Raw genomic sequence first — 666 nt, forward strand, 5'->3', positions numbered from 1 at the left:
CTCCGATCCACCACGTTGCTTGAGCAACTGATATGAGGCAAACATAATACCCACGGCTCCGACTGCAAATATCGCCGCCGGTAAAACAACCGATTGATCAAAGCTATCAAAGTATTGACTTACCGTTGATAGCGAATTGATCAGCCAAATCAGACAGGCCAAACTTAATAGCACAAAAAATCCTAACAACAATTTCCATGTACTATCAGAGCTTTTGCCATCTACTGCTGTTTGGCCCACGCTAGCTACAGGTTTTCTTTTAACATCACTCATCTTGCGTATTCCTTTCAAACAATCGTCAAAGTCTTATCGTGACTGACTTTGACAATCTTATTGTTATCAAAACAATGATTAGCAAAGCCTGTATAAATACTAACATCCCACTGTATCGTGTCAGTCGCTATCAATCTGTCGTTACCGAATAAATAGGTCTTCTATTATCGATCACTATATCGCAGCATCTGAATACTGCAGATCCTGTGCCAGCAAGCTTGGCATGAAAACGTACCACTCCTGCTCGTCTTTCAAAAACTTACCATGGTTATAAGGTGCAAATGGTGAATTGGAATCAATCGCTTCTGGGCGATATTGTTCCTGAGTGAACTGTTCGATACCAAGCACTTGATCGACCAGTAGCCCTGAAAAGTTATTGTCATGATCGATTAC

At 41.3% G+C, this 666-nt stretch carries 2 pseudogenes; both read right to left on the reverse strand.

What is annotated here, in order from left to right:
- Positions 1 to 273: pseudogene (locus ACS8FC_RS18095) on the reverse strand (methyl-accepting chemotaxis protein); the annotation flags it as partial.
- A gap of 174 nt (positions 274 to 447) precedes the next feature.
- Positions 448 to 666 (reverse strand): annotated as a pseudogene (locus tag ACS8FC_RS18100) (chemotaxis protein CheW); the annotation flags it as partial.

This window comes from Psychrobacter sp. 1Y4, from assembly GCF_051847555.1.